The organism is Zooshikella sp. RANM57, assembly GCF_050749885.1.
Classification (GTDB): Bacteria; Pseudomonadota; Gammaproteobacteria; order Pseudomonadales; family Zooshikellaceae; genus Zooshikella.
On sequence record NZ_JBOIUB010000003.1, the window covers coordinates 85515 to 110753 of the forward strand.

Genomic DNA, 25239 nt, shown 5'->3' on the forward strand with positions numbered 1-25239 from the left:
TAGCATTTGCTTAATATTTAAACACTATCGCCTTATTGATCTGTTAATAAGGGAGTTTAAAATGGCACATGTATGGTTTTACTTATTAGGTTTTATATTTGTAGGTATTTTGCTTACCTACATTTTTGCAGCCGCTGCAAGACAGTACGTCTCTAAACAGGTATCCGATAACACACCTCCTCCAGGAAAAATGGAGCAGGCTTTTACAAAAAGACGACAGGCAGGCGATCGTCGAGCCAATACACAACCTGTGTTTTTTCCCTTTAGAGATTCAAGTGGTATTGTCGTTACAGGAGAGCGTCGCTCACAGACTGATCGACGCACACCATTTTAATAATATGCTAATTCTTTGTTAACTTTGATATTAAATCTTTAACATGGTTTACAGGGATAGCATAAGTAATTCCACTCGGCTTTTGTAAAACTGATTCTTTTGTTTCTTTAACAAATACCTTATTAATTACACCTACAACTTTTCCAGTTTGCCTTAAATAAACTGGACTTCCACTATTCCCTGGATAAGCTGTCGCATCCAACTGCAATACATTATAAGGGTGCCTTAAACGCTTAATATGCTGAATATCCAACTGTCTTGCATTAGCGGCAGGTATTACAATTGGCGTTACACTGGAAATAATACCCTGATGAGTAACAGGATATAAACCTAGCACAGCGCCAATAGGGTATCCTGTAAATGCTATGGCTTCCCCTTCCCTAGCCTGTGAGGCTTGACCTAACATTAATGCCGGTAGGCGAGCGCCTTTAATCCGCAGTAATACCAAATCATGATCAGTATCTTTTTGTAAAACTCGTACTTCACGTAGTTCCGGACGACGCCCCTGCCCAACAAAGATAACCAACTTGCGCTTACCTTGATACTTAGCAGAATATATTTCAGGAATAGCATGCGCATTTGTGACAACATGATAGCCATCGTGTACAACAAAGCCTGTAGCAATTAACTGTGCTGCAGGTGATGCTGTAACATCATAGGTTCCAACACCGACAATCGATGGTTTAACCTTGGCAACCACATCAGGAAAACGTGCACCATAACTTAATTGGCTTATGGCCAATAGAAAATAGGCTAACACCACAAAAGCGGTTTGCTGTAATTGCAAAAAGATTCCATTCATTTTATAACCAACCAAGTGCTCTAATTAGCTATGCTTATACCCAAAGCAAGCGATTTAACATAGGTTTCCATGTAATGAAAACACAATATTTATCGCAAGCTTACCACTCAGCAAAAGTATAAAGCCGCTAAAGCCATTTATTAACCATGAAACTCAAAGCACCTACCTTAAACTGATTACTTAAGGATGAGCAACTGCTAATGACGCAACTACTTCACGAACTCTATCAACACGCTGCAACACAAAGCCCTGATCATGTCGCTTTGGGATTTAAAACACAAACAATCACCTACAAAGCATTAGAGACAGCCGTCCAGCTTACTGCAACTGCATTACATCAAGCCGATCTACGACGATTTGAGCGTGTTGCTATTTACTTACCCAAACTTCCTGAAGCAGTATTTACCTTTTTTGGCTGCTCCATGGCAGGAGGTACATTTGTACCCATCAACCCAATCCTCAAACCCGCTCAAGTAAAATACATACTACAAGATTGTAATGTAAGAGTGCTCATTACCCAACGTGCACGTTTACAACAGTTGATGGATGAACTTCGTCGCTGCCATGATATACGCTTAGTGGTGTGTGTTGATGACGTTCCTGAAGAACACCACTTACCCTGTCCTGTCATCAGTTGGCAACAATGGCTTAATATAAGCCCTAGACTCATCACTACAGCATCCATAGATACTGACATGGCAGCTATTTTATATACTTCAGGAAGCACTGGTCGCCCTAAAGGTGTCGTACTTTCTCACCGTAATATGGTGACAGGTGCCCACAGTGTTGCTCAATATTTACAAAATACCGCCAAAGACCGTTTATTAGCCGTATTACCCATGAGCTTTGACTATGGACTAAGCCAGATCACTACTGCATTTAGTCGTGGTGCCAGTTGTTATCTCATGGATTACCTGCTGCCCAAAGATGTCATTCGTGCGGTTCAACGCTACCAAATTACTGGCTTAGCTGCAGTTCCACCACTATGGGTGCAGCTTGCTGAACTTGAGTGGCCTGATGAGGCAAAAGCGTCTTTACGTTACATCACAAACTCGGGTGGGGCGATGCCAACGGCTACGCTAAATAAGCTAAGAACATCACTTCCAGAAACCCAACCATATTTGATGTATGGTTTAACTGAAGCATTTCGTTCCAGTTACTTGCCGCCAAATGAACTGGATAAACGTCCAACCTCTATGGGAAAAGCCATTCCCAATGCAGAATTACTCGTTATTAACGAAGCAGGCGAAGAGTGTGAGCCTCATGAACCAGGTGAGCTTGTTCACCGTGGCAGCCTTGTGGCTATGGGATATTGGAATGACCCTGAAAAAACAGAACTTCGTTTTCGTCCATCGCCAACAAAACTATCAGGCATCCCCACAGAAGAGCTAGCCGTTTGGTCAGGGGACATCGTCAAAAAAGATGAAGATGGCTTTCTCTACTTTATTGGACGCAACGATGACATGATCAAAACCTCAGGCTATCGAGTCAGCCCTTCTGAAGTTGAAGAGGTCGTGTATGCCTCAGGGCTTGTAGGAGAAGTTGCTGCTTTAGGTATTCCTCATCCCCAGCTGGGCCAGGCAATATTTTTAGCCGTAACGACAAACGAGCCAGATACGAGCGTTGATGAAGTAGCAGTCATCAATGTCTGTAAAGCTCAACTTCCAGGTTTTATGGTTCCACTTAAGCTGCAATGTTTGGCAACGCTTCCTAGGAACCCAAATGGTAAAATTGACCGCAAACTACTTACCAGTCAGTTCCAAACATTATTCGGAGTTAACGACTAATGGATAAAAGACCCCAACACGCTCCACTGTGGGGCATTTCGATACACAATAATGAAATGATGATAGCCCAACGTCCTATCTCTGAAGTGGCCGCTATTGTGGGCCGGACACCATTCTATCTTTATGATCGCCAGCTTTTGTCTAAACGAGTCAATGAGCTAAAAGCATATTTACCTAGTCCACTAAAGTTACATTATGCAATCAAGGCAAATCCAATGCCTGCAGTTGTGAATCATATGGCGAGTATTGTTAATGGCTTGGATGTCGCCTCTCAGCTAGAACTGCACACAGCACTTAACAGTGGTATGTCTGCCACAAATATCAGCTTTGCAGGTCCAGGAAAACAAGACCATGAGTTACAGTCAGCTATAGCTGCTGGCATTTTAATTAATGTAGAGTCAGCCAATGAGCTACAACGAATTGTAAAAATCAGCCAACTACTACAGAGTACTGCTCGTGTGGCCTTAAGGGTTAACCCTGACTATGAGTTAAAAACGTCTGGCATGAAAATGAGCGGCGGCCCTAAACAGTTCGGCATTGATGCTGAATCAATACCCGATATTTTGAAAAACTGGCCTAAATCAGTTCAGTTTTGTGGGTTCCATATTTTTTCTGGCTCACAAAATCTCCGCCCTGAAGCCATTATCGATGCTCAATCAAAAACCTTTGCCTTAGCCGAATCCCTAGCTCAATTTGCCCCTACCCCTATCTCTACACTCAATATTGGAGGTGGCTTGGGTATTCCTTATTTTCCTGGCGAAAACCGCCTTGATTTGGCCCCCATCCGTGACAACCTGCAGAAGTTAATTACACAGCACCATAAAGCCTTAAATCACTGCGAACTGGTCATTGAACTAGGGCGTTATCTTGTAGGTGAAGCTGGCGTCTATATCAGCCGAATCATTGATATTAAAGAGTCCAGAGGATCCACTTTTTATATTGTTGATGGTGGTTTACATCACCACTTAGCTAACTCAGGAAACTTTGGTCAGGTCATTCGGAAAAACTACCCTGTATACCTTGCTAACCGAATGGGTGAAACGGCTCTTCAACCAGTGCAAGTTGTTGGTCCGCTATGCACTCCACTCGATATTCTTGGTGACAAAGTCATGCTACCAGCAGCTCAAGTAGGCGATTTTATAGTCATCACCCAATCCGGTGCTTATGGTCCCACAGCCAGTCCCCAACAATTTTTAAGTCATCCAACGGTTACAGAGCTACTACTGTAAAAGCATAGGTATTGTAAAAACATAGGTTACTTGTTTTATTTAGCCTATAAAACAACATGTAAAACCAGCACGGCTTTAGTCGTGCTGTCATGTTCATTAAATACCTATTTACTCAGTTTGATTTTCTCTGTTTCTTGAAAAAAATTAGAATTTTTTCTGCTGACTGAGGTAACTTGGTTGTCACGATGCCAGCATTATTTGCCATCACTGTTATTTTCTCTGAGCCTACCTGAATATCAACAGATTGAGCCATTGCCAAACCCACAATCAGTAACTGTTTTGCCTGACCAGCTTGCTTAATCGCAAGTACATCAGCCATTTCATGTGCAACAAACACCACAGCACGATCGCCGGAAAGTACCGCTCTTGCCTGTTGCCCTACAGCTAACAGTGGTTTTAATGCTGGATAATCACTTTGCTTAAGTTTTAAACGAGGCGTTAGCGATACTAAAAATTGATCAACTTCCTGCTGACCAGAAGAAACAAACCCTAACCGCCACTGCGCCTGGTCAAACCATGGTTTACTGGAAGCACCATCGGCCTGGTTTTTACCATCATAGGTAGCGCCATCGCCATCTGTATCAGCATAAAACCGATAGTGAGGGCCACCAATGACTTCTGTCTTCGCATCAATAGGAAAAACACGGTCAACGGTTAGTTGAGCGACCTTACCTTTTACCAACACCTGGCTATCATCGCTCAACATGATGCCATCATTTTTATTCCCCTTAATGACCTTCCCTGAACTCACTTCAGGTTTCACAAGGGTATGTAAAAGCCATTTTTTTCGATAGTTTGGTTTAACCGCATGAATAAAATCATGTATTAATAAACGATCTTGAGGACGTAAGTACAACAGTTCCCGTGTAACACGCCATACTTTTCCCTGCTTACCATTATCATCAAAATGTGTATTGTTATATGCTGCCGTCAAGTCCATAAGTACATAATCAAAGTCTGTTTGGCTCTCTTGTTGCAAGATAACCCCAGCTTCCCAATGTTCTCCCTGGTACAGGTTCTGATACCAATCCTTAATATTTCGTACAGCACTTCCCGTCGGCATAGTAAGCCGTTGACCACCTGCTGCAATATTTTCCTTAAAGAGTCGATTAGGCTGTACACGCTCTTCAGGACGCAAAATTAACAAGCTATTTTTAGCTACCGTACGTAACGCATAATTTAGACGATTTGGCTTATCAAACAGCGTATAGCTACTACTGTTTACAGCTAAAGGTTCACCTTTAAACAAGGTAAAATGTCCAGCATCATAATGACCATGATGTGTAAAGTTATGTCCTGCCCGAAAACTGATATAGGTTGCATTATTCGTCCAGTCTGAACGAATGTAACCTAAATTAAATGCCCCCTTACCAAAAATATCAAATCGTGGTAACCCCTGCCCCACATGCTTTAACGATGGACTATCAATAAAGCGCGTTAATAATTTAGGCTCATTAAATAACCGAAAGGCCCAACGATAACTATCGTGATAACTGGAACCACCATATGCCTGAAATAAATACTGAGAATAGGCTGCTAAAAATGGGTCTCCTGTTATTTGAGCGACAAAGTCAATGTAAGGGCGAGTAATGTCTTTTAAGTCTACACGAGCACCTTCATCACCCACATGCTCAATACGATGATCAGGACGTGTTGCATAAATATGCCAGTGCCCTGTACGTCGCATTATCTCTTTAATACGAGCGGCTTCTTTTGCATCATTCAACCCATTCAGGTAAGCCCCTGCAGCAAGAGCCAGTACCAGCGCCCGGTTATTAATCCAATAGCTATACCCTTCTGGCCATCCTTCTGTAAGTTCAAGCGCTGCCATAACATCCAAAAAATGACGCTGACTCTGCAGTAACAGCGTCTGATGATCATCAGTATTAGTATCAAGAATCATTGCAATCAGAAAAGCATTAGCCGCCATTGATGCTCTTCCATGCCAAAGTGATAAATCATCACCTTCCAACAACCGAATATATTTTTTAAGCTCTTTTTTCAGGCGTGATTGGATTTCTTGTTGCTGCTCAGCAGAAAACCCTGGATATAAGACAGCGAGATCATAAGCAAATGCTAACTTCCAAGCATTACCATAGTAACCACTCTCCTCAGGAGATTTTAGGTAAAAATCAAACATTCGTTTAACCATTAAATTGCCATTTTCCGTGGTTGGGGCCAAAACCCAACAGGCTGCACGAGCCATGACATGCTGGTAAACACAAGGATTAACTGAGGATACTTTTCGCTGTTTAAAGATGGCTAAACGTGTTTTTAAAGTAGGATGAACGCCTGCTGCAGGATCCCAGCCTGCTAAAAAGGGCAAAAAAATTCGAGGATGCTGAGATTTTAATTGACCATCAAGTTTTGTTGCAGCTTTTCCCTGTACTAAATCACCTGCCAATAAACTACGCTGATCAACCTCATCATTTAGCACTTTTGGTGAAAACTCCAAAGGCCAGTGGCTTGCCAACTGATCAGCAATGACGGCAAATGTTGTTAATAGGCAGACAATAATTAAGCTAACGCTAACACCCTTTCGTGGCTGTTTTCCCTTTAAAACACGCTGTTTCTTTTTACTAGCCATTCCCTATCCTTTTATATATTGCATGTCGTTCCCTACATTCCTTTCATAAAACAACCGGATTTACAGCACCACACAGTTATTCAAAGTGTAACGACATACTTAATTCACTTTGGTGAAACACCTATGACACTCTGTATACCTTCACTTTGACTTATTATTGCTAAGGCCAAGTCACTACCAGCTAAAAAACAATGCAAAATGAAGTGAGTATTCCAAAAGAGGCTATTTTAAAAGGGAGATTTACAACGCTATAACTGCTAATTCAAAAAAACAAAAAAGCAAATAAGAGGGATGCAAAAAGCTGACAAAACACACACGCCAGTTGCCAACTCAGTCAATACAAAACGTAGTGTATAGAATATTACCCCCTATAGAATGAAGGGCTAGCATGAGAAGTTAGAAGGGATTAATCAGCCTTTGATCAAAAAATAAGTCTCAACCAGCATTACCAAGACTTCAACCAGGTAAGTGTTTTCTCAGCCACCTCATCTCGCCATGCAGCAGAGGAAAAAGTATGAGTCGCACCACTGACTTCATAACGCTCGACATGACGTTGATTGATCACTTGCTTCCAGGGGCTAGATGCATTTAACAACTCACGAAATTCATCCGCGGTTAGATCATTACCACTTAAAATAATTAAGATTTCCCCTTTAAAGCGCTCAAGACCGAGTCTCATCCCTGTCACAAAGTCCACTGCAGCCTCAGCATTACCATTACTTTTCGGCTTAGTGGTTGGAGAAGATTGTTCTGGAAATAAAACGTGTTTTACATTACTCCACAAGTCACTAAACGCTTGTGTAAAACCAAATTTTCCTGAAAGTACTTTTCGCCAAAGGTCAGGGTTTATCAATCTCGCTAAATAGTAGTTCTTAACATAAACTTTGGCCAAACCAGCCTCAGAACGCACCCAAGGATTAAGTAGTACTAATCCAGCAATACGCTTATCTTGAAAACCATACAGCAGTGCCGCAGAAGCGGCATCACACAATCCCCAGAGCACAACATCTTTTAAATGAGGTACTTGTTGATAGAAAACATCAATAGCCGCTTGAATGTCATCATTAATATACTCAAAGCCGGGACGTGAACCCTCACTATCGCCTAAACCACGATAATCAAAGCGCATTACAGGTATACCTGCTGCAGCTAAATAACGCGCTAATAACACAAATTGCCGATGGCTTCCTACCCGGGTTTGAGGCCCTCCAACAATGATGAGTACCCCACGAGAAACTCTTTCATCAGCTGTTTTATGAATAATCCCCATCAAACGTTGTTGATGGCAGGGGAAAATAACAGGAACTTCACTACTCACACTCATACAACTGCCTGCTCCTTAACCCGCGAAACCCACTGTAGTGATAGAGCAACAATGTCAGGCACATCAACCAACTCTTGTGTTGCCCAAAATGGCTCACAAACCATTGTCTGTAAATCAATATCAATAGCTTGTTTTCGCCAAATGTCCACTACTTTACGCGTAGCCGGTGCAGCACCAGCCTGTTCATCCCTAACAACATCAATCCAACCAACCATCATCTCAGCACTTGGTATAAGTGCTGACAAGTCTAAGCCTTCCAAATCATTGAGTAATGAAGCGGGTAAGTTATATCCAGCGACTTCCAAGACGCCTTCTTTAGTGATGATTTCCTTCAACTGCTGTACAGTCTGACGCGGAGAATCACTTCTTACCATACTTGCAGCTAACCTGAGTCTAAGAAACTGCTGCATAAACTGTTTACCACTCGTCACAGGCTGCCAGGCAAGTAATCGAGCCACAGGACACTCAGGATGTTTTACCATCCAATCAACAGCGATAGGAACACCTAACCGAAGCCCCCAGAGCATAACTGGAAGTTGTGTATCACCTTGAGTTAAATGATGATATGCAGCTAGCAGGTTCGATCGCCATAAAGACAAGTCAGCTTCTTCCAAAAGCCCCTGACTATCTCCACACCCATGAAAGTCAAATACCAGCACTTGCCATCCTGCCTCAGCCAAAGCGCATGCTTGCCTAGTAATCATATGCCGAGATTTATTCATCTCCTCAGCAAATGGCGGAACATATAAAATATGTCCCACAACTGTTGTAGGCTTGTAGCATACAGAAAATAAATCACCTGACTCAGCAGGAATAAATGCCGGTATAATATTCATGATGCTTGATACATGTTGCCTAGAAGAATTTCAGAGCTTTTGTTGCACAAACTGAGTTAAAGAGCCTAGCGTTTCAAACACCTCAGCACTTATCTCATCATCATCGACCATAAAACCAAAATGCTCTTCCAAGGCAGTAATCACAGACACCACTGCCATAGAATCAAATTCAGGAATTGCGCCTAACAAAGGTGTATTTTCATCGGCAGCGGCCAACTGCTGATCCAGTTGCAGTTGAGATGCTAATAACTGTTTGACCTCGTTTAGAACATCCATTCACTGTGCTCCATTGAACTTACCAACATATACTTAAACTAACGTATACTTACAGACTAACTATACTAGTTGTGCGTCTGTTCATTATAAACTAGCGTACTTTCAGCACGATGTACTTAAGTACCCCTATTAAAAATGACCGTGGTACTCCATTTGCTTTATTAAGCAGGCAGTCAGTATCAACTGATGCTTTGAAAATAAAGCATTGCGACAGGATTGATAGCTTTTCTGTTGCAAAAGCATTACACCCAGTGAAGCAAGTACTTCTACAGTCGCAGGATTACATGTTAGGACATGAGTTAGATAATAACACACTCCTGTGTAAAAACGTGCCTTACCATGGCAAACCCTTGCTATTAATGACCAGGATGGGATATGTACAGCAAATTTCAGCTTTTAGTCCATGAATTAGGCTGGCTAAATGCATTTCTTTATAGTGTCCACCGCGGTATCAATAAGCTTCACCGCCGGTGTCGAATTATTAAATACTACCTCTACAGCCAACCTATAAGTACCAAAGCCCTCCTCCCCGAGAGCCGAGGAAAACAGTTTAATATTCAAGAAATCACCGCATCAGATCAACAGCACTGGCCGGATTTTCCCTGTCCAGAACGTGTTGTACATTATCGTTTCAATCAACATGCTCGATGCTTTGCAGCCTATAAAAATAATCAATTTCAAGGCTATATTTGGTATACACCCGGTACCTATCAGGAAGATGAAGTACGATGTTTCTTTGAGCCACTTCCAGCAAAAACTTCTGTATGGGATTTTGATGTTTATATTGTTCCTCATGCCCGTATGAGTTTAGCATTTCCCAAACTATGGGATACCTTATGCGCTCACCACAGAAGCAATAATGTAAAATGGACGTTAAGTCGTATTTCTGCATTCAACAAAGAATCAATACGTGCTCATGAACGGCTTGGCGCAAAACGGGTTGGTTCAGCAACGTTTATTTGTATAGGCAAATGTCAATTAATGCTATCCAGTCACGCACCTTGGATTTATATTTCTTTTAAACAAGGTCCAAGACTCCGTGTAGCAGCTACTTAACTTCAAGGACACAAGGTAAATACGGAAAAACTATTCGCAAAGAGATTTATTGTGTTATTTTAAACTCATAATCACATGCGATATCTGTGGTGCTGTAGTAATGCCCTCAGCTAATGAACCTAAGGAAAGGGGCATTTGTAAGAATTCTTACAAATGAGTAGTAGATGCTTACCAGATATTGCCCATTAACTGTGTAATCTAATACTCAGAGGGCATAACCACTATGCGCATCATTGTGTTTATCATTTATGCGGCTTTCATTACACCAATAACAGCATTTGGCGAATCTGACTGTGGCAGTTTAGAAAACCATTATGGTCCTTATGACTATACCAATCCCGTTCATGTCCAAAAACGCCTGCCTATTGTCGAGCGCCATCACTTTAGCTCTGATGTCGAGTTTTTAAAACATGGGATTACTGGGGCTGCAATGGGTGATGTAAGTTATACACTCAAAGCATTTCCGAACCATCACCGTGCATTATTTACAGTGATTCGTTATTACACACAAGTGAATCGACCTAGTAACACCCATAAATACTTTTCTGCTGAGTGCTTCTTTGATCGAGCGATTCGCTTTAAACCAAGTGACGGTACTGTCCATATGCTTTACGGTATTTATCTGCACCGCCTAAAAAAATACGATGAAGCGCTCAAGTCCTATGAAACCGCTTTGAAGCTAAGCACGAACAAAGCAGAAGTACATTACAATATGGGCCTGCTTTATGCTGATATGCAACAATATAACAAAGCACTGGCTCATGCCCATGAGGCTTATAAATCTGGCTATCCACTACAAGGCTTAAAAAACCGACTGGTACGTGCTAACGCCTGGCGATGAACTGTTTGTTCACCCATAACAGATACAAGTGAGTCAATTTTATCTGCGCGGAGCGTTGACTCCGCTATGATTTTTTACTTGCTTTTTATCAAACTAGTGACTTTTTGCTTAGAGGCCATCACCAGCCCTTTCATCGTTCTCATATTAAATGCTTCTACGCCTTGAATTTTCTCCACTTCAGTCATCCAATCCCGCTTATAAGCTTCGCTACCGATGCCATAATCAATGAGTGTTACCTTATCGACGTCAATCGTATGCTTAAACATAAAATGAGAAAGTATTGAGCCTACAGAAAAAACTTTATAGTTTTCATCGTAGGCCAGCTTGTAAATAATGGAGGTCGACTGAAATGTAATCCACAATTGTGCAGCAACAGGCTGTTGATCAATCGTTAAAATGCCTAACCGTAAAATACCCAAGTCAGCACAAAGCTGGATAAAACTTGGCATAAAATTAGGAAATGGCTCTGGTTTCTTCCAGCTTTGATTGTAGACAGAAACAAAACCATTAATCCCTTGTTCAAGCTCTTCTCCACCTTTGATCAACTTAATTTCATAGTTATGTTCTTTTGCCAGCTTTTTTTCTTTACGTTTAATCGTATTACGTAACTTGGAAGAAAGGCTTTGATAGTAAGTAGAAAAATCTTCATCCTTTAATTTCAAAAACCAATTTTCATACTGAAAATACGTATTAGTATAAAACTGCTGTGCTTTTAATGCTTTCACAAACCATGTCGTTGCTTGATCATGGGCTTGAGTCAACATTAAGTCAATTTTTTGCCAGCGTGGTTGTTCTTTTGTTATATGCTCAACCAAAGCCAAAGTAGCTTGCTGTGCCAGATCATTTTGCAAAACAACTGTTCCATAAGTTAATGAATAAAAGTTTGTCATGCTCCTTAATTTTCTGTTCACTGGTTGAGCAAGACAAAATAATGCAACGACCGGCCGTTGATCACTGTCTACCACAAAATAAAAACGCGGCTCTTCCGTTTCATGCACCAAAGCATTATTGAATAAGTTTTCAAACCATTCCCAGGAGTAGAACAATGAGCAAGATGAAGTACGAAAAGAAGTTGACTCGCGAAAGCGAGAGGGAACAGCATCAAATGCTGAAAAAACCTGAACTGTAAAACTCATAAATTACTACTCAATTACTAACAAAATGAAAAATACTTATTAACAGCTTTTATACTTTTTCATAACATACAATAACGCATTCACAAGATCAGCTTTACCATTAACCGCTTTATTGAATACCTCTCAGCAATCTCATCATTCTAATTAATTTAGCTGATTGCCCACAATTTACCAACAACACCAAACTAGCACTCTATTACTATTCACATTATTAATTCTAATCAATCCACCTTTGCTAATGAAGAAATTCTCACCCAAATAAGAATCACATCACAAAAACCGCGTACTCAACTCGATCCAAAAATATTATTTGGGATAATTTACAACAGCACAGATATGCCTTTCGAAAAATTCAATGTTTATCGCCCAGCGTTTACCAGAGAACAACTTTTTTAAATAAAGTTATAAATACAACCGGGCTAAATTGTATTAAACGGACATATCACCACCACAGCACAACCATGGATATATCTCTGTTACATACTTACAGCTTAACCACCCATTAAAAAAACATTAACTTAAAAGGCTTCACTTTATTTCCAAAAAAACAAATTATATTAACAGATTTTATAAGAAAGCGCGAAATTCACAACCCCATAAATCTTCCTTAAAAATAGAGGATATTTTTTCACAAACCAACTTAATAAACACCAAACCAAAACATAATTTTTAAATATTTTTAAACACAAAAACAGCCCGCAAGTTAAGGACACTATTAAGCAGGCATCAACAACATCTACAAAACAAAGCATTTATTAACCCAGAAAAACCATCTTATTTTTCTGAAAAAAGTATTTTTACAGTCTAAGGACAATCACTATGATTATAAAAAGAGAAACCATCATCAATATACTTTTATTTATTCTTATTGGCTATAGCAGCATTTTAATCAATAGCGTTATGGCTTCGTCATTCTGTGGTGATCTTAAAAACTTCTATGGTCCATTCGATTATACAAACCCGAAACACTACCAAGAAAATTTACCTATCGTTGAACAATATCACTTTAACGAAAATATCGAATACCTTCAGTCTGGAATGTCAAGTAATATTATGGGCGACCTTACCTACACGTTACGTGCTTTTCCCAATCACCATCGCGCTTTATTTACCGTAATTCGATATTACACGTTATTAAACATCAGGAATGAAGAAACACGCCATTGGAGTGCCGAATGCTTTCTAGAAAGAGCGCTTAGATTTAAACCTGACGATGGTATCGTCCATATGCTCTATGGCATTTATTTACACAGAAGGGGGAAATATACAGAAGCCCTTGAAAAATACCAAACAGCACTAAAATATAAACCTGGCAATGCTGAAATTCACTATAATATCGGCTTATTATACTTAAAATTAAAACAGTTCGATAAAGCCTATGAGCATGCCCAACAAGCCTATGCTAAAAATTATCCATTGCAAGGCTTAAAAAACCAGTTATTAAATATCAATTTAGGGGGAACAACGGAAACGGTAAGCTATAAAGGAGAGTAAACAGACTAATTCATATGATTCCCAAAATCCATAATAGCACGAGTTAAGGACACTCTTAAACAGGCGGTAATAATACCATGTCCCCTCGACAACCGTGTAAAGCTAATTTTTCTGGCTCTACATACTCTACTAGGGGACACATTACAATTGACAAGCTTGCAGTAAAGCTAATTTAGCGATCTTTCCTTAACTGTTTCGCCCCCCAACAAACAAAGGTAGTTAAATCGTTTTTGCTCTTGAAAGCCAATTTTATCAGCCATCATTATTGGTATTTTGTTTGCGGGTTCGATTGCCTGATAAATGTATTTTAGGTTGGGTTTATTGATGGAATAGGAGATACATGCATGTAATACCGCTCGGTATAAACCTCTTCCCCTAGCCATTGGAGAAGTATAAACGTTGTATATTACTGCAGAGCCTTCAGGATAGTGAAAATGCTTTTTGACCATTGGAAATATTGAGGTTTCTGCTTGAGGGATTAACCAGGCAAATGCAATAATTTTATTATCCTCAATAACTCCAAACATTAATTCACCTTCACTCATACGCTTTTGAAAATCTTGTCTTAATTCCTCAACATTTTGCCAATCCTCCCAAGCCTCAAGGAACTGAAGCTCGTCCTCACTAAGCAGTTTCACAATTGAGGTACTTTGAAAGCTGGCTTTTTCCTTAGTTAGCTCTAAGCGATAAACCGCAAGCTCATGACGCTGGAAAATCCATGATAATACAGGTTGTTTCAACAGAATATGTAGTAGTTGAACTCCTTGAAAATACAGTTTTCCTAAACGTCCGCTTCGAATAATTTCCCATTTTTGACGCAAAAACAGCTTTCTATCGCCTGGAAAGATTAAATCATGGTGTAATGTTAGATCAAAATATAAATAAAAAAAGGATAAAAAAGAACACAACTTTTGCCATACAGTGAATTCATTACTCTTTAATACAGATACAACATGCCCTAAATCGGCTGGGTAATCCCAGCGACAACGAACTAAAGGGTATTGACTTGGTATTTCAGGTTTCGCACCAAAATGGCACTCAGCCAGAAATCTTGGGAAGTCAGCTCCTGCAAACAAAGCCAAATGCATTGCAGCCCAAATACGCGCGTTAACTTCTATAAAAAAGAATTTCCCTGTTTCTTGATCTAGTCGGTACTCAACCATAGCAACTCCCTGCCAATCCATAGCCTTCAGCTTAGCGAGAGCATCGGACTCCATTTCAGAGTGTTTAATAACTGATCTGATTGCACCCAACCCACCAGTATAGGGTGACTCTCGATCACAAACATTAACAAGTGTTGTAATAACCTCACCTTTCCATATCAATACATTTACACCAGCCCCTTTCCCTGGAGCAAATGATTGAATCAAAACATGCTTATGCGTTTGTAAAAAGTTTCGAGCTACATTAACAACATCGGCATAAGTTGAACACCGCCGTACAAGACTGGAATCTTCAGTTTGAGACCTGCTTTTAATTAGGTCAACTTCGTCAACTTTCACAAAGCAAGGATACCTAAAATGTGCCAACTCAGAATCTGACACCAGAGCGTCTATAGATGAAATTACTTTTGACTCAGGCAGGTTCTCACTCACACCGCTATCTATAAAATGCTTTATTGTTCGAGCTTTACTAAAAGCCCTTTTTAAAAGAACTTGATCATGGGGAACTGCAAACAAATGTTTAAAAGAGTTCCAATCAGGCAATAACGCTAAGATTAGTGACTCACAAGGCATAACCAATTCGATATTGTTATAGCTTACGTATCTGGAAAACCAGGATATAAATCCTGCTGAACTGAACTCAGGTGCAACAGTTGATTTATAAACAAAACTGGAGTAGAACCCCAAAGCTCGAGGTTGGGAAGAAGCAACAAATACCTTGCAGCCCGCTGTTCCAAGAGAACGAATAACTCCAATATTACCTAATGCTTGTCCAGGTAAAACTAATATTCTTTTTCCCTCTATTGTACTAGAAGTCCCCTGCAGTTGCATTGGTAGCCTCACTTACTAATATTTATAACACTAAATTTCTTTATATCGCACCTTCAATAAGTGCAATTGGTATTAGAGAAGCCTGCTGATAGAGTTTTTGTATCTCTCAACCAGGAGTCACATAAGTTACAAATTATCATAAAAATAAGTTAAAAAATACAGTTAGAACCTATTACACAAAATTGTTATTCCTCCAATTATTATATAACAACTAGTATTAGTAGATAAAAAATAGACTGATGGGATGAAGTTAACTTTATCCTTCGAACAGAAAAAACATCAGGAAAAAATTTATTATCTGAAACAACTCATTAATAGGTAAAGGAATGAATAGTATGGATTTACTATAATGCTTAATACTCTATAAAACATTAATCTTATGTTATATCCAAAACCCATTATTCTTAGATTTTATTTTCGTCGCTTTTAGCTATAAGCAGCTATTATTTATACGATTATACAGCTTCATTGCTCGATGAGCTCACCTAAAAAATACTCATACTAGGTGTATAGTTTATCAAAACTTCGTTTAGCCATAAAAACTGACAACATGAAATATTTATATACAGATGAGTAACAGCAAAATTACAAAAAAATGAACATAGGGGCAGGTTGGATAGTAGCTCTAAGACTAGGTGTTCACCTCTTAAGCATTGTTAGTTTGTTAATTATTACAAGGGTACTTACCCCTGAAGATTATGGAATTGTTGTGCTTGCTATGAGCTTTTATGCAATTGTAAATGTTGTCACTACCTTCGACTTACCGTTATTACAAAATCAGCAAGCGACCAAAGACGACTACAATACTGCCTGGAGCTTAAGGAGTACTCATCGCAATAAGCTTACTGATTGGTTGTTATCCTATCGAAAGCCCGATTAATGAACCCCAATTAAATTGAGCTTTATTTCCCGATACTAAACAGTACACAGGATTCACTCATTGTCCATCATGTAATAAAGCCACTCATACCCATTTAAATACTTCATTATCAGCACTGAAGATATTGATATATTAAACATGGAAAATTTCTTATGCAGCCCAGATGTAGGCGATTTATATTTAAGACGGTTTAATAAATTGAAAGTAAAAATATACAGAAGCCCTAGAAAAATCCCAAGCTGCACTAAAATATCGGCTTATTCTAGTTAAAATTAAAACAGTGCGATAAAGCCTATGAGCATACTCAACAAACCTACGCTAAAAATTATCCATTGCAAAGCTTAAAAAAACCAGTTATTAAATATCAATTTAGGAGAAACAACGGAAACAGTACGCTATAAAGGAGAGTAAACAAACTAATTCATATGAACCCAAAAATTCATAACAGCGATCAAAGTACCTATTACACCAAAACACACATTAGCCCACTCATTTTAAAACAAGTATATCCTTGAGCAAGAAAGCTTAAATATTAACCAGGACCAGGTTCTAATCATCCAACTCCCTTTTAATACAACTTTTACGCAGACGCATACCCGCCTGCCAGTAATGCCTATATACTTTTCATCACGAAACAATAAGTAAAAAAGCTTGATAACTCTATACACTGCAAAGATTTTTTCCAGAAATTCATGCATGATATCCCACAGCGAAAGCTATAGTACGTTACTGATGTCCTCAACGCTTTACAACGTTGCTATAAATTTGGTGCGTTCTATAAGAACGCCTACAATACATGTCATTTTATAAACATGTGTAAATGTTGGGAAAACACTATAATCTAGCGTTTAAAGGAACAGCAAACCTCTACACTAGAGGTATCGTTGTCAGATGCTTTAACACTTGCAACAGTCGTTTTTTGAACACAAAAATGTCACGAATGAAGGATACGCCATGATTCCATTTTGTGGTTGGATACAAGAAAATGCACCACTCAATGCCAACGAAGCTGACAACATCTTACACCATATGCTGGGCACTGATCCCTGTGAACGACAGCTAGGCACACATCATGCGGTAGCCGTTAACCAAACAGATCACAGTTTTTTTGTTCAAGACAGTAACACGACAGTACTCGTCGGCGGTTACCCTCGGTGGAATGATGAACAACTAGCGCTTCATGCCTCAAAATCATCACATGCACATACTCTACAACATGCCTACCTGCGAGACGGTATTACCTGCCTACATCGCTTGCAAGGCCAGTTTTATTTCCTCATAGTTGACCATACCCAACAAGTAACTTATTTGGGTACTGACAGAATTGGCAGTCAACCTGTTTATTATCAGTGGCAACCAGAACAACATTTATTGGCATTTGGCTCCAGTGCTGCAATGATAAAGCGCCACCCTAATACCCATTGCCAACTATCTGAACAGGCTATTTTCAATTACCTTTATTTCCACATGATTCCAAGTCCAGGCACAGTATATAAAGATACTTGGAAGCTAGAACCCGCTCAATATATCAAAATACAACATGGTCAGTTATCACACCACACCTACTGGCTTCCTGATTTTAGTGACTATACAAGCTTTAATGATGATGAGTTAGGTAATTTAGTATATGACACACTACGAAGTGCAGTGCTCCGAGCCAGTGAGCAGCCTAATCCTGGCGCATTTTTAAGTGGAGGACTTGATAGTTCAACAGTAGCAGGCTTTTTTAGTCAGGTTAGTTCTAACCCCGTAAAAACATTCTCTATTGGCTTTCCTGTTGCCGCCTACAATGAAATTGATTACGCACGTATCGCCTCAAAGCATTTCAAAACAGAGCAACATGAATATTTCATTCAGCCGGAAGATATTCTAGCGGCTTATGACCTCATCATTGGTGCACTGGATGAGCCTTTTGGTAACTCTTCAGTGTTACCTGCCTATTTTTGTGCAAAACTTGCTAAAGAAAATGGCGTTTCAACCATGCTTGCAGGTGATGGTGGTGATGAAATTTTTGCAGGAAATACTCGTTACCAAAAACAAATAATTTTTGAAAACTACCAAAAAGTCCCATTGCTTGCTCGGCAAAAACTTTTAGAACCCATTCTTATGCGTGGTGTTTTTTCACGTTTACCACTGGGTAGTAAAGCGCAAAGTTACATTAAGCAAGCACTTACTCCTCTTCCCGATCGGCTTGAAACCTATAACTTTTTACACCAACATCCCGCTAGTGAAGTATTTTCTGCTGAGTTTTTACAAAAAGTTGATATTGAAGCACCTATTAACCACCTGCGGGATGTTTACCATAGACCTAAACAAGGCGACTATATCAACCGCATGCTCTATCTGGATTGGAAGCGGACACTGGCCGATAACGATTTACCCAAAGTTAACCGTATGTGCCAACTTGCAGGTGTAGATGTTGTGTATCCAATGCTAGATGATGACTTGGTTGCCCTCACCTGCAGTATTCCTTCCCACAAAAAAGTTAACTTTCAAAAGCTACGCTACATCTATAAGCATGCTATGCGTAACTTTTTACCTGAAACCATTATCAATAAACCTAAGCATGGCTTCGGTTTACCCTTTGGTATTTGGACTAAGGAACATAAACCTTTACAAGAATATGCATATCAGTCTTTAGACCATGTTGCGTCACTTGGGTTTTTCCGGCCAGAATTTATAGCCAATGCTAAGCATATGCATCAACATCAGCATAGTGATTATTATGGCGAATTAATTTGGCTATTAATGACTCTCGGCCAATGGTGTAAAAAGCATTTACAAGAATAACGCCAAGGCTATTTTATTGAAATAAATAAAAAAGCAGCTTGATTACACACCTTGGCTATGGTCGTGTAATCAAACTGCTTTTTTACAGTTTTTTAAACCACTTCAGGCAACGTATTTCGGTAGTTCAAGACATGCCGTAACATAAACCTCCCTGAAGAAGTATCCCAAGGAGTGAATCGAGCTAACTGATAACAATCAGCCTCTGGAGAAGAAACGCCCCACGCGGTGGAAACAGCGCACTCATAGCCTAGTTTTTTTACAATATTAACATGTGTCGTTTGATAATCCTTGCCAGGTTTACCATTCGGGTAAGCAAATACTCGCAAAGGCTCACCAAGAATACTTTCTAAATAAGCTTTGTTATTCGCAATTTCTTGCTCAGCCTCAGCCTCAGAGAGTCGGGCTAGTATTGGATGACTACAGGTATGACCACCAATATCCATTCCCTGTTGCTTCATATGACACAGCTGATCGACAGTCATCATCAAATTATCTGATGCTTCTACTTTCGCCTGCTGAAGCACATACTCTACTTTTTCAGCACGCTCAGCATGAGGCAGGTAGATTAATTGACTTAACAAATAGTTCGCAGTGCGCTCTTTATTTTCTTTGGTATCAATGGCAAGCGGACGCTCAGTTATTTCCTTAAGTATTAACTCATTTAAAGGAGACTGAAAAACAGCTTCAAGCACCTTATCATTCCACATACAACCGCCATTTAAAAAATCTGAGGCAATAAAAAATGTTGCAGGTAACTGCCAGTTATTCAGAATAGGTAATGCTACTTCACAGTTATCGGCATACCCATCGTCAAAAGTAATACAAACAGCACGTGGTGGTAGCGAATTACTTTTTAATAACTGAGCAGCATCGGCTAGAGGCAATACATTAAAGTACTTAGCCATTAGCTCCATTTGCTGATCAAAAAGTTGTGCATCAACTTCTAAACCTATGCGATTATAGGGTTCAGGATGCACTCGGTGATAAATAAGGATTGCGAGTTTACTCTGTTGATCTGTCCGTGAAAGCCATGTTCCTAATGTTTTTAAACCGTGCATAACCATCAGACGAAACTTCCCAGCCAGATAATTCATTAAATGTTAAATTATTTTACATAATTTATTGCTCCCAGCGCCATTTTACCTTTGTTGAGCCTGTTGGTTCATTTTGTTTTACAACTTCATCTTTAACTGTTTTGGGTTCAGCTAAAGTTTGTTCAACACAAACACGCGTTAAAACAAGTAATGCAACCATATGATAAGGCAAATCAAAGTATGCTAACCCTAAAAAGGCGCCACCCGTAGCATATGCTACTAAACCTACCTGCAACATCCGCGCCAAATTTAGTGCCCATACCAGATCTTCTCGATCCTTTGTATTTTTAATAATCCAACTACCCGTTCGCCAAGCTAAAAAGAACAACAATAGGAATATAAACAGTCCAATAAATCCTTGTTCTCCCATTACCTCAAAATAAATACTGTGCGCATCAAACACCCGTGTTGGATCTGAGTAAACCGCAAAAACTTCTTCCTTCCATGGTCCATAACCTCCCGCCGTAATGCGGTCTTTTGCCAAATTAAACGCCATTGTCCAAGCACTGATTCGACCTAACGCAGACTCATCTTGTTCATATGACTGGATTGTTGACATTCGCTCAAAATATTTACCTGGCATAGCCATTAAAATCACAGCCATCGCAAGCACGGCAGCCAGACCTATTGGCAGTTTATTTGGACTTTTTAACCAAAAGAAAAACATCATTGCCAAAGCGCCCAAAAAGGCACCACGGGAATACGTTGTAATAATAGATACACCAATGAGCAGCATCGCCCCCAACAAAGCACGCTTGATCCACTTATTATCAACGGTCATTTGCATGTAACGAAACATGGGCAAAACCATTAGCAAGGCCAGCCCCAATTCATTATTTCCCTCAAAATAAGAACCAGGAGGTCCCCATACTCGGAAATTTAAACCACTGAGAATCGAAAATACTCCACCCTTAATACCAAAGAAACCCACTGAAAGCGCAATAACCCAAACCAGCGTCTTAATACGCTCTTGGTTATTAATCAAAATTAACGTTAACATTGTAAAAAACTGTATTTTTATGACACGGATATATTCAATTTTTGCGTCTTCAGGATAAAGGGCAAAAAACGTTGTAATCGACATCCAAATAATAAAAATAATTAACGTAACAGTAACAGGTGTCACTGGAAATTTTTTCGTTTCTTTGGAAGTAACAAAAGAAATGACCGTTAATACGGCTATCAGCATGGCATATGGAAAGCTATAACTAAACCCCCAGCTTAACCGGTGAGGGTTCATATAACTAATCCATGACCAAAAATACACGCCAATATGAGGATTCATCAGAATTTTTGGAATCCCCACAAGCACAATTAATAGAACAAGTATATCACGCATTTTGCCTGTGTTTTCCTTAGCTGTGGCAGTCGTCCTGCAAAAACCTTAACCACTCAGTGGAGATGAAAACCAATTCTTTTTTCCAAATGATGCTTACACATATAGTCATATAATGTTGTACTTAATAGACCACGACTTGCTGTTGCCTGCCAATGCAAATCAAACAGTGAGTTCGCCTCTATGACAACAGGTCCTTTATCCGTCAATGCTACATCCCATGCCAAAACTCCATTGAAATGAACACATCGTGACGCTCGATGCACAAGAGATAAAGTCTCTTGCCAATCAGGTAATTGAAAACCTTCAACAGCCAGCCCACTACTCTCATGAATGGCTTGTGGTTGTGCAATACCATTATGACGAACCGAGCCATGTTGCAAGCGCCCTGTTGCTAGCTCTATTGCTGCCGACATATTACCTAATGATGTGTTATCCGCAACCTGATCCGCTGATGCAAGACGCATCATCGCTGCATGAATACAAACATCTTCATCATAGCTGCTGATTATTCTTGCCGTGTGTAAAACATTGGGAGCAAATTTTGCCAATGCTTGGTGTGGGTTAAGTCGCTCTTCTATCAAATACGTATCTAAATGGGGTTGAGCCTGAAAATGCGCAAGTATCTCAGGTAAAGATATCTCTCCCTGTGGTAACTTCTGCCAGCGCCCAGGTTCTATCTTTTCCCCTAAACTTAAAACCCCTACACCTCGAGTGCCCGCTACTGGCTTTATAAAAAGATTATCCAAGTCTCGTTGCATTAACCATTTTTCGAACTGCTGTGGTGTTCTTAGTAATTGTCCATCATCACTCAATCCTTTAGGACCATAGGTTCCATACACACGCGCAACAGGAATCTGTGAAGCATGCAAATAATGAGAAAAGATCAGTTTATTCTCTGTCAGGAATTTATAGTGCTCAGGAGAAACCGGTGCAACCCATCGCCAGCGCTCATGACATCCCATATACGTCAGTTTTTCAGCCCAACTGACTTCGGGTCTAAACAGGCCATACAAATAGTAGTCATCAGCGGTAATACCATTCGCAAACATTAACTTGCATTGCTGCCACCAATGTTGATACCACTTGCCGCCCACAAGTGAGTGCTTTTGTTTATGCACATTAACATCATGCACAGCTTGTCGAAGCAAAGACAGTGACCGAGAAACGAATTTAATAATTATCACACTCTACTCCACTATCCATTACCTGATCACCTTCATTCCACACGTTTTAATAGCAAATCGTCACAATTGCTGCACGCTATTCAAATAAAAACTTTTCGTGAAGCGGTATAAACCAAAACGAATAGTTTGTAATACCACTATGTTGAAGGAAGAAGAATATAGCTTATATCTTCCTTAAAAAGGCAACGTTAAGTGTTATTACCTTCACAAAATCAACGAAAGCTCTGTTTTTGTGAGATCCTGACAGTATGGCAACTAATGACATATTCACCCTGGCATAAACAAATATAATGCAGGGTAAAAGGTTTCGCGAATAGGTTATGAGAGGTTGTGTACAAAGGTATGGGCACCTCTAAATAACCTGCTAGTATAAGGTATCTTTATATACTTATAACGTCGTGTATCATAATGGCAATATGAAGTTTTTGAGACAAATAAAGTTGTCACAAAAATACGTCCAGCTTCTTGCCAAGGAAAACTATGAGAAACCGCCACTAGAGCAGGCTGAGAACAAACTGTTATAATTGCAACAACATCATACTGAACGAGCTTAGCTACCTGCCAAATAAGCAACAATACAGCTCAGCTATAGTGACACACCTCACAACAAATAGCAGGACTACACTTAAGGGAATAACAAAAAACCCCTTTTTATTCATATAATGCGCTGCTTTTCTCCAACGACATAGGCGATGACCGCCCAAATTGAGCGTCAAATTTATACGCTTAACAATAGGTTGTAGATTTTTTAGAGGACCATTAGCTAGATGGATGCTTCCACGGTTAGTAAACGAATGTTTTCAGGGGCAGTTTGGATGGTTTGCCTCAAGCTAAGTGTGCGTGCAATAGGCTTAGTCAGTACTGTAGTCCTTGCACGTTTATTGGTACCCGCAGACTTTGGTCTGGTTGCCCTCGCTATGAGCTTTTACGCCATTTTGGATGTACTAACGACATTCAACTTTGATATGGCGCTTATTCAAAACCAGAAAGCTTCTCGAGATGACTATAATTCAGCTTGGACCATGAACCTGCTGATGACGATCGGGATCGCAATCATCTTATTCTCCAGCATGTCTTATGTTTCGGATTTATTTAACGAACCGAGACTTATGTATGTTTTTCCTATGATGGCGATCATGTCTTTTCTCGAAGGACTCACGAATATTGGCGTTGTTGATTTTCGGAAGGAACTTGAGCTCCGCAAAGAATTCAAATACGAAGTGAGTAAGAAAATCTTAGCGTTTATTGTCACTGTTAGCGCAGCAATTTATTTTCGATCGTATTGGGCATTATTAACAGGCATGGTTGTTGGCAAGCTTGGAGGCACAATCCTTAGCTATATAATGCATCCCTTTCGACCCAAACTCAGCTTAAAAGGTGCTTCAGCACTACTGCATTTTTCAAAATGGCTATTAATGAACAATGTCTTATTTTTTGTTAACACTCGTCTTATGAATCTCATCATTGGTACCTATTACCCTTCTAAAGTGCTAGGTCATGTTTCTGTTATTAAAGATATCGCAGAAATGACCACTGCAGAGCTGGTTTGGCCTATTCAACGTGCTCTTTTTCCTGGGTACTCCAAACTGACCAACAATCCAACAGCACTAATGAATAACTTTTTAGGAAGCCTGTCTGTTATTTCATTTGTGGGTGTTCCACTGGCAGTGATGATTGCATTTTTCAATGAATATGTAGTTTATATTATTCTTGGTGATCAATGGCTTGAAGCAGCCTGGATGCTGCGGATTATGTGTTTAGCTGGAGCCTTTAATCTGATCGGCGCGGCAACAGCATCAGTATTTTTTGCGACAGGGCGTCCCAAAATAGTCTCAATGATTGCACTATTTTTAGCCACGATTCGGCTTCCTGTATTCTTCTATTTTATTGCTAATAAAGAACTGGAAGCAGCGCTGTACACGTTACTGGTTACATCAGCATTACGAACATGTGTTAGTTTGATCACGATTAGCAGAATACATGCTATTCCACTATTGCAAATGTTAGCGCCAATTGGACGAACCTTTCTCGCGGCCTCTATTACAATGTTTGCTATAGTAACACTCACTCATTGGGTTCCATTAAAAGAACAGCTCCTTCTTGACTTAATCAGTGTCATTGGCATGGGATTGTTATGTTCTGTTATTTATTTAATTATGCACTACTTGTTTTGGTCTATTTTTTCCAAGCCAAAAGGTGCAGAAACCATCATCCTGAATTTTGTTAAAAGTAAATTAAACCGCTAGCAATGGACCT

19 protein-coding genes are annotated in these 25239 nt (G+C 39.8%); 9 read left to right on the forward strand and 10 right to left on the reverse strand.

Going from position 1 to position 25239, the window contains the following annotated elements; translation table 11 throughout:
- Positions 1-61: 61 nt before the first annotated feature.
- The gene (locus ACQ96U_RS07790; protein ID WP_431720680.1) at positions 62-334 is read left to right on the forward strand and encodes a hypothetical protein; all 273 of its coding nucleotides are present in this window, start codon (positions 62-64) and stop codon (positions 332-334) included.
- A 7-nt stretch (positions 335-341) separates the two neighbouring features.
- Here ACQ96U_RS07790 and ACQ96U_RS07795 read toward each other — a convergent pair whose 3' ends face one another.
- A complete protein-coding gene (locus ACQ96U_RS07795) occupies positions 342-1136 on the reverse strand; it encodes a S1 family peptidase (protein WP_431720681.1) in 795 nt (264 codons plus the stop codon).
- 200 nt (positions 1137-1336) lie between these two features.
- On the opposite strand from ACQ96U_RS07795, the gene ACQ96U_RS07800 reads away from it, so the two are divergent.
- A complete protein-coding gene (locus ACQ96U_RS07800; protein ID WP_431720682.1) occupies positions 1337-2923 on the forward strand; it encodes an acyl-CoA ligase (AMP-forming), exosortase A system-associated in 1587 nt (528 codons plus the stop codon).
- Positions 2923-4152 carry a pyridoxal-dependent decarboxylase, exosortase A system-associated gene (locus tag ACQ96U_RS07805; RefSeq protein WP_431720683.1) on the forward strand — a complete coding sequence of 410 codons (1230 nt, stop codon included), beginning with the start codon at positions 2923-2925 and terminating at the stop codon, positions 4150-4152. The genes ACQ96U_RS07800 and ACQ96U_RS07805 overlap by 1 nt, the downstream gene beginning before the upstream one ends.
- Positions 4153-4264: 112 nt before the next feature.
- On the opposite strand, the gene ACQ96U_RS07810 is transcribed toward ACQ96U_RS07805, so the two are convergent.
- The 4 genes from ACQ96U_RS07810 to ACQ96U_RS07825 form a co-directional block, all read right to left on the reverse strand.
- Positions 4265-6739, reverse strand: coding sequence for a hypothetical protein (locus ACQ96U_RS07810; RefSeq protein ID WP_431720684.1), 2475 nt, complete (start codon positions 6737-6739; stop codon positions 4265-4267).
- Positions 6740-7184: 445 nt separating this feature from the next.
- Entirely contained in the window at positions 7185-8063 is an 879-nt protein-coding gene (locus ACQ96U_RS07815; protein WP_431720685.1) for a hydrolase 1, exosortase A system-associated, read from the reverse strand.
- Positions 8060-8899: a hydrolase 2, exosortase A system-associated gene (locus ACQ96U_RS07820; RefSeq protein WP_431720686.1), complete on the reverse strand. Its 840-nt coding sequence runs from the start codon at positions 8897-8899 to the stop codon at positions 8060-8062. Before ACQ96U_RS07820 ends, ACQ96U_RS07815 begins: the two co-directional genes overlap by 4 nt.
- Before the next feature lie 30 nt (positions 8900-8929).
- The gene (locus tag ACQ96U_RS07825) at positions 8930-9175 is read right to left on the reverse strand and encodes an acyl carrier protein (protein ID WP_215818093.1); all 246 of its coding nucleotides are present in this window, start codon (positions 9173-9175) and stop codon (positions 8930-8932) included.
- 375 nt (positions 9176-9550) lie between these two features.
- Here ACQ96U_RS07825 and ACQ96U_RS07830 point away from each other — a divergent pair, with 375 nt between their 5' ends.
- Together ACQ96U_RS07830 and ACQ96U_RS07835 are read left to right on the forward strand one after the other, a co-directional pair.
- Positions 9551-10231, forward strand: coding sequence for an N-acetyltransferase family protein (locus ACQ96U_RS07830; protein ID WP_431720687.1), 681 nt, complete (start codon positions 9551-9553; stop codon positions 10229-10231).
- A 223-nt stretch (positions 10232-10454) separates the two neighbouring features.
- Complete coding sequence (locus tag ACQ96U_RS07835) at positions 10455-11072, forward strand: tetratricopeptide repeat protein (protein WP_431720688.1); 618 nt, start codon at positions 10455-10457, stop codon at positions 11070-11072.
- Between the two features lie 74 nt (positions 11073-11146).
- Here the strand turns inward: ACQ96U_RS07835 and ACQ96U_RS07840 are convergent, their stop codons facing one another.
- Entirely contained in the window at positions 11147-12208 is a 1062-nt protein-coding gene (locus ACQ96U_RS07840) for a GNAT family N-acetyltransferase (RefSeq protein ID WP_431720689.1), read from the reverse strand.
- Positions 12209-13027: 819 nt separating this feature from the next.
- Here ACQ96U_RS07840 and ACQ96U_RS07845 point away from each other — a divergent pair.
- Positions 13028-13702, forward strand: a complete 675-nt coding sequence (locus ACQ96U_RS07845) for a tetratricopeptide repeat protein (RefSeq protein ID WP_431720690.1) — start codon at positions 13028-13030, stop codon at positions 13700-13702.
- A 167-nt stretch (positions 13703-13869) separates the two neighbouring features.
- Here ACQ96U_RS07845 and ACQ96U_RS07850 read toward each other — a convergent pair whose 3' ends face one another.
- Positions 13870-15696 (reverse strand): GNAT family N-acetyltransferase, encoded by a 1827-nt coding sequence (locus ACQ96U_RS07850; protein WP_431720691.1) that lies wholly within the window; start codon positions 15694-15696, stop codon positions 13870-13872.
- Positions 15697-16291: 595 nt separating this feature from the next.
- On the opposite strand from ACQ96U_RS07850, the gene ACQ96U_RS07855 reads away from it, so the two are divergent.
- A complete protein-coding gene (locus ACQ96U_RS07855) occupies positions 16292-16576 on the forward strand; it encodes an oligosaccharide flippase family protein (RefSeq protein WP_431720692.1) in 285 nt (94 codons plus the stop codon).
- A gap of 954 nt (positions 16577-17530) precedes the next feature.
- The gene (locus tag ACQ96U_RS07860; RefSeq protein ID WP_431720693.1) at positions 17531-19366 is read left to right on the forward strand and encodes an asparagine synthetase B family protein; all 1836 of its coding nucleotides are present in this window, start codon (positions 17531-17533) and stop codon (positions 19364-19366) included.
- A 92-nt stretch (positions 19367-19458) separates the two neighbouring features.
- Here ACQ96U_RS07860 and ACQ96U_RS07865 read toward each other — a convergent pair whose 3' ends face one another.
- Genes ACQ96U_RS07865 through ACQ96U_RS07875 form a run of 3 tightly spaced genes read right to left on the reverse strand, consistent with a single transcriptional unit; the run spans position 19459 to position 22983 of the window.
- Positions 19459-20430 (reverse strand): polysaccharide deacetylase family protein, encoded by a 972-nt coding sequence (locus tag ACQ96U_RS07865; RefSeq protein WP_431720694.1) that lies wholly within the window; start codon positions 20428-20430, stop codon positions 19459-19461.
- A gap of 55 nt (positions 20431-20485) precedes the next feature.
- Positions 20486-21799 carry a putative O-glycosylation ligase, exosortase A system-associated gene (locus ACQ96U_RS07870; RefSeq protein WP_431720695.1) on the reverse strand — a complete coding sequence of 438 codons (1314 nt, stop codon included), beginning with the start codon at positions 21797-21799 and terminating at the stop codon, positions 20486-20488.
- A gap of 53 nt (positions 21800-21852) precedes the next feature.
- A complete protein-coding gene (locus ACQ96U_RS07875) occupies positions 21853-22983 on the reverse strand; it encodes a sugar-transfer associated ATP-grasp domain-containing protein (protein ID WP_431720696.1) in 1131 nt (376 codons plus the stop codon).
- A 767-nt stretch (positions 22984-23750) separates the two neighbouring features.
- On the opposite strand from ACQ96U_RS07875, the gene ACQ96U_RS07880 reads away from it, so the two are divergent.
- Complete coding sequence (locus tag ACQ96U_RS07880) at positions 23751-25229, forward strand: lipopolysaccharide biosynthesis protein (RefSeq protein ID WP_431720697.1); 1479 nt, start codon at positions 23751-23753, stop codon at positions 25227-25229.
- Positions 25230-25239: the final 10 nt, after the last annotated feature.